Origin of the sequence: Bradyrhizobium sp. AUGA SZCCT0222 (assembly GCF_018130205.1) — a bacterium.
Classification (GTDB): Bacteria; Pseudomonadota; Alphaproteobacteria; order Rhizobiales; family Xanthobacteraceae; genus Bradyrhizobium.
The window spans coordinates 1-4,830 of sequence record NZ_JAFCLX010000095.1; the positions used below are offsets into that span (position 1 = coordinate 1).

Genomic DNA, 4,830 nt, shown 5'->3' on the forward strand with positions numbered 1-4,830 from the left:
CCTCCCATAAACCCCGCAACGCCCGCCTCGATCGCCCCATCTTAATCGAGGCACCGAGACTTACGACCCATACGCCGTGGCCTCTCGTATGAGATACCGGCGTTAGACACCTTCCTCGACAATCAGGGCCGCGGAGTATGGGTCCCGGCCTTCGCCGGGACGACATCTCACTTCGGAAATCTCGCCGCCGTCTCCTCCGGCGGCAATGCCAGCGCATTGGCCAGATATGACACCGTGCGATAGAAGCCGCAGAGCTGGATGATTTCGACAATTTTCGCGTCGTCATAATGCGCCGACAGCGCCTTGAACTCGGCCTCATCAAGCGTCGCGCGCTCGTGCAGGGCATCGACGGTTGCGATCAATACCTGTTCGGCTTCCGACCAGCAGACGGCCTTGGCATCGCCGAGCACGGTGGCGCGGACCTGTTCGGCGGTCAGGTGGGCGGCTTCCGCGAACGCCGCGATATGCACGCCCCATTCGTATTCGCAACCGGTCCGCGCGCAGGTGCGGTCGATCACGATCTCGCGCTCTCGCAAGCTGAGCGGACCGCGATCCAGCAGGCTGCCGGCGCGAAACTTCTCCCAGGCGCGGGGCTGGCCGGCCATCACCCGGAACAGCACCAGCGGCGGCGCGCCGCGCATGATGCGGTCGAATTGTTGCTGAATCTCGGGTGGATAAGGCGGCTGCAACGGCGCGATGCGGGGCGCGGATTGTGACATCGGCTCACTCCTTTGCTACAATAAATGTAGCAAGACGCTACAATATCTGTAGCGGATCGCAAGAGGGTTTCCGATGCCGAAACAGGCCCCTGCCATGAAGAAACGCGCCGTCCGCGGCACGCGGACCGGCCGGCCGATCATGGCGCTGCTCGATCTGCTGGGCCGGCGCTGGACCTTGCGCATCCTCTGGGAGCTGCGCGAGGCACCGCTGACCTCGCGCGCGCTGCGCACTGCCTGCGACGAGGCCTCGCCGACTGTGATGCAGACCCGGCTCTCCGAACTGCGCGAGGCCGGCCTGATCGAACTGCTGCCGGGCGATGGCTATGGCCTGACCGGGCTCGGCCAGGAATTGAACGAAACCTTCCTTCCTCTCCACCGCTTTGCGGAGCGGTGGAGCAAGCAAACGACAGACTAGGCCACCGCCACCGTCAGGCTGGCGCCATCGGCTTGCACGACTTTGACACGACTGCCGGCCGGCGCATCGGGGCCGGCGACGCGCCAGATCGTGTCGTCGATCCGCACCGTGCCGGTGCCGTCGACGATCGGTTTTTCCAGCGTGAACTCCCGGCCGATCATCGCTTCGGTCCGCCGGTTGAGGAACGGGTTGCTCTGGCTGCTGCTGCCGGCGCTCTTCGCAAAATGCCGCCACGCCGGCACCGCCGCGGCCGCGAACAACGCGAACATCAAAAGCTGCGTCTGCCACGATGGATTGATCGCAAACGACACCAGGCCGACCATCAGCGAGGAAAGCCCGAGCCAGAACAGGAAGACACCCGGCGCCAGCAATTCCAGCGCCATCAGGATGAAGCCGAAGATCAGCCAGTTCCAGGTGCCCAGGGTAGCAAATATGTCGGCCATGACACGACCTCTGTCCTTTTTAGTCGAACTCGACAACACACCGGCAGTCAGCTCCCTCTCCCGCACTTGCGGGGGAGGGTTGGGGTGGGGGCTCTCTCGGCGATACGACTCGTGGAGAGAGCCCCCACCCGCCTCGCTTTCGCTCGGCACCCTAAGAGCGAGCTTCGCTCGTCTCGACCCCCGCAAGCGCGGGAGGGAAGTCTCCCTACCGCTGCGGCGAGAATGGCGGCGGCGGCGGCGGCGTGGCGGGACCGGTTGATGGCACCGAACCGCGCCGCGCGACTGCCGCGGTAGCGGCGTCACCGAAGGTCGCCTTGGCGATCTCGCCGATGCCGGCGAGCGAGCCCAGGATGCTGGTGGCCTCGATCGGCAGCATGAGGATCTTCTGGTTCGGCGATTCAGCCAGTTGCCCGAACGCCTTGATGTATTTGTCGGCGATGAAGTAATTCAGCGCGGCAACGTCGCCCTTGGAGATGGCCTCGGACACCATCTGTGTCGCCTTGGCTTCAGCCTCCGCCGAACGTTCGCGCGCCTCGGCGTCGCGGAAGGCGGCTTCCTTGCGGCCTTCGGCCTGCAGGATCTGGCCCTGCTTGGCGCCCTCGGCACGCAGGATCTCCGACTGCCGCTGGCCTTCCGCCTGCAAAATGTCGGCGCGCTTGACGCGCTCGGCCTTCATCTGCCGGCCCATCGCTTCGACGAGGTCGGCCGGCGGCACGATGTCCTTGATCTCGATGCGGTTGACCTTCAGCCCCCACGGCGACACCGCGGCGTCGACCACACGCAGCAGCCGCTCGTTGATCTCGTCGCGGTGCGACAGCACCTGGTCGAGGTCCATCGCGCCCATCACCGAGCGGATGTTGGTCATCGTCAGCACGATAATCGCCTGATCGAGATTGGATACTTCGTAGCTGGCCTTGGCGGCATCGAACACCTGATAGAACGCGACGCCGTCCACCGTCACGGTGGCGTTGTCCTTGGTGATCACCTCCTGCTCGGGAATGCTGATCACCTGCTCCATCATGTTCATCTTGCGGCCAACGCGGTCAAAATAGGGAACAATGATGTTCAACCCCGGCGACAGCGTGCGGGTGTATTTGCCGAACCGTTCGATGGTCCAGTCATAGCCTTGCGGCACCGTCTTGACGCCGGCGAACAGGGTCACAATGACCAGCAGCAAAAACGCAATCGCGAAAATGTCGAAACCAGTCATGAATTCCCTCCAAAACCGGCAAGACCGTTGCCGGACGCGGTCGTCCATATGTCTGCCGGATGCCACCGCCGGTTCAGCCCGGCTGTTCTCTAGCAATGGTTACGTAGGGAGCCGTTTGACGCCCGCCAGATGTATGGCGCTTGAACAATGGAATATCAAATCCAGCCCTGAAGCTCGCGCAACACGAGCTGGCGGATCACGTCCATGCCGGGCTCGGAATCGTTGAGGCAGGGGATCGCCGCGAACTGCTCGCCGCCATTGTGTTTGAATATTTCGGCGTTTTCCTGCGCGATCTCTTCCAGCGTCTCCAGGCAATCGGCGGAGAAGCCGGGTGTCACCACGGCAATGCGCTTGACGCCATCTTTCGCGAGCTGCGCGATGGTCTTGTCGGTATAGGGCTGCAGCCATTCGTCGAAGCCGAAGCGCGACTGAAATGTAAGCTTGAGTTTGGACGCATCAAGGCCCATGCGCCGGCGCAGGGCGTCGGTTGTTGCGATGCACTGCGCCTGATAGGGATCGCCCTTGTCGACATATTTTTGTGGCATGCCGTGAAACGACGCGACGATCAGTTCGGGCTGGAACGGCAAGGTCGCCAGATGAGCATTGATCGAAGCCGCCAGCGCATCGATGTAATCGGGGTCGTCATAGTAAGGCGGCGTCACGCGCAAGATCGGCTGCGCGCGCATGCCGGCCAGCACGCGGAAAACCTCGTCGCACACGGTGGCCGAGGTCGCCGCGGAATATTGCGGATAGAGCGGAACGACCAGGAGACGGTCGCAGCCTTGCGCGGTCAGGGCATCGATGCGCGAGCGGATCGACGGATTGCCGTAACGCATCGCCCAATCGACCACGACGTGGTCATGGTCTGCGATCGCCTCCGCCAGCTTTTCGGCTTGCGCGCGCGTGATGGTCTTCAGCGGGGATTCGTTCTTCTCGACGTTCCAGATCTTCTGGTAGTCGCGCGCCTTGCGGCGGGGACGGATGCGCAAAATGATGCCGTTGAGGATCAGCTTCCAGCGCAGCCCCTGGTCCTCGATCACGCGCGGGTCGGAGAGAAATTCCTTGAGATACACCCGCACGCCCCTGGCGTCGGCGCTATCGGGCGTGCCGAGATTGACCAGCAGCACGCCGACGCGCTCCGGCTTTGCTGCCGCCGCTGGCTTCGCGTTTCCTATGGGAACGACCACGGTCATGATTTCCGTGGCTTCGCGCGTTGCACCATCCTTGTCAAGACAACCATCGGTTCGATACGCTCAGGCCTTGCCCCGGGCGGGAGGAACCATGACGGTCGCCGAATGGTGCGTTTTCGGAACGCTGCTGCTGTACTTGCTGACGATCGCCTCGGTCAAATGGATCGGGTTTCGCCGTTTCGACAATGCGAGGCCCCGTGCCCCCGATTTCTACGAGGATCCGATCCGCGCCCGGGCGCTGGGCGCCCATCAGAACGGCATCGAGGCCTTTCCGTTTTTCGCGGTCGCGGTGCTGCTGGCCGAGTTTCGCCTCGGGCCGCAACATTTGATCGACGAACTGGCGGTGCTGTTCCTGATCGTGCGGATCGCCTACGTCTTCACTTATCTGGGCAACCGCCCGACGCTGCGCTCGATCCTGTGGTCCATCGGCTTTGCGATCAACATCGCGATTTTCTTCCTGCCGGCGGTCAAGGGGTATTTGCCGGGGTAGCGCCATACGCAAATCTCTCGTCGTCCCGGCGAACTCCGGGACCCATACTCCGCGGCAGTCGTTGTTGCAGAAGGTCTCTAACGCCAGCGCTCTTACCGATGGGCCGCGGCGTATGGGTCCCGGATCGCGCTGCGCTTGTCCGGGACGACGTGGATATAGCCTCGCGATCTCGCGACGCATTGCGCCCGAGGTTTGCCAGAAACTTCCCGCCCTCTCATAGTGAGGGCGCAGGGAAGACCGGGTGCGCGCTGCACCCGCGGTCTCGTGTGCGAATAGTGCAAAGAAAGCTGCACACGAGCATACAGGGCAGCGGAGAACACCCGGCCTTCCCTGCGCAATGGCTTTACGGCTTATGCCGTGATC

6 protein-coding genes are annotated in these 4,830 nt (G+C 63.1%); 2 read left to right on the top strand and 4 right to left on the bottom strand.

Annotated features, from left to right (window positions below; translation table 11 throughout):
• Window positions 1-167: 167 nt before the first annotated feature.
• The gene (locus JQ629_RS36825; RefSeq protein WP_212416781.1) at window positions 168-719 is read right to left on the bottom strand and encodes a carboxymuconolactone decarboxylase family protein; all 552 of its coding nucleotides are present in this window, start codon (window positions 717-719) and stop codon (window positions 168-170) included.
• Window positions 720-792: 73 nt separating this feature from the next.
• On the opposite strand from JQ629_RS36825, the gene JQ629_RS36830 reads away from it, so the two are divergent.
• Window positions 793-1,134 (top strand): winged helix-turn-helix transcriptional regulator, encoded by a 342-nt coding sequence (locus tag JQ629_RS36830; RefSeq protein ID WP_212416782.1) that lies wholly within the window; start codon window positions 793-795, stop codon window positions 1,132-1,134.
• On the opposite strand, the gene JQ629_RS36835 is transcribed toward JQ629_RS36830, so the two are convergent.
• The 3 genes from JQ629_RS36835 to hemH all read right to left on the bottom strand — a co-directional run bounded on the left by JQ629_RS36835 (window position 1,131) and on the right by hemH (window position 3,980).
• The gene (locus JQ629_RS36835) at window positions 1,131-1,577 is read right to left on the bottom strand and encodes an NfeD family protein (RefSeq protein WP_212269995.1); all 447 of its coding nucleotides are present in this window, start codon (window positions 1,575-1,577) and stop codon (window positions 1,131-1,133) included. The genes JQ629_RS36830 and JQ629_RS36835 overlap by 4 nt on opposite strands.
• Window positions 1,578-1,782: 205 nt before the next feature.
• Entirely contained in the window at window positions 1,783-2,787 is a 1,005-nt protein-coding gene (locus tag JQ629_RS36840) for an SPFH domain-containing protein (protein ID WP_212416783.1), read from the bottom strand.
• 155 nt (window positions 2,788-2,942) lie between these two features.
• Window positions 2,943-3,980, bottom strand: coding sequence for a ferrochelatase (hemH, locus tag JQ629_RS36845; RefSeq protein WP_212416784.1), 1,038 nt, complete (start codon window positions 3,978-3,980; stop codon window positions 2,943-2,945).
• Window positions 3,981-4,068: 88 nt separating this feature from the next.
• Here hemH and JQ629_RS36850 point away from each other — a divergent pair, with 88 nt between their 5' ends.
• Window positions 4,069-4,467 (top strand): MAPEG family protein, encoded by a 399-nt coding sequence (locus tag JQ629_RS36850; RefSeq protein ID WP_212269998.1) that lies wholly within the window; start codon window positions 4,069-4,071, stop codon window positions 4,465-4,467.
• Window positions 4,468-4,830: the final 363 nt, after the last annotated feature.

Bases quoted from the DNA above. Each gene is read 5' to 3' on its own strand.
- JQ629_RS36825 (WP_212416781.1), bottom strand. From the start codon at position 719: ATGTCACAATCCGCGCCCCGCATCGCGCCGTTGCAGCCGCCTTATCCA.
- JQ629_RS36830 (WP_212416782.1), top strand. From the start codon at position 793: ATGCCGAAACAGGCCCCTGCCATGAAGAAACGCGCCGTCCGCGGCACG.
- JQ629_RS36835 (WP_212269995.1), bottom strand. From the start codon at position 1,577: ATGGCCGACATATTTGCTACCCTGGGCACCTGGAACTGGCTGATCTTC.
- JQ629_RS36840 (WP_212416783.1), bottom strand. From the start codon at position 2,787: ATGACTGGTTTCGACATTTTCGCGATTGCGTTTTTGCTGCTGGTCATT.
- hemH (WP_212416784.1), bottom strand. From the start codon at position 3,980: ATGACCGTGGTCGTTCCCATAGGAAACGCGAAGCCAGCGGCGGCAGCA.
- JQ629_RS36850 (WP_212269998.1), top strand. From the start codon at position 4,069: ATGACGGTCGCCGAATGGTGCGTTTTCGGAACGCTGCTGCTGTACTTG.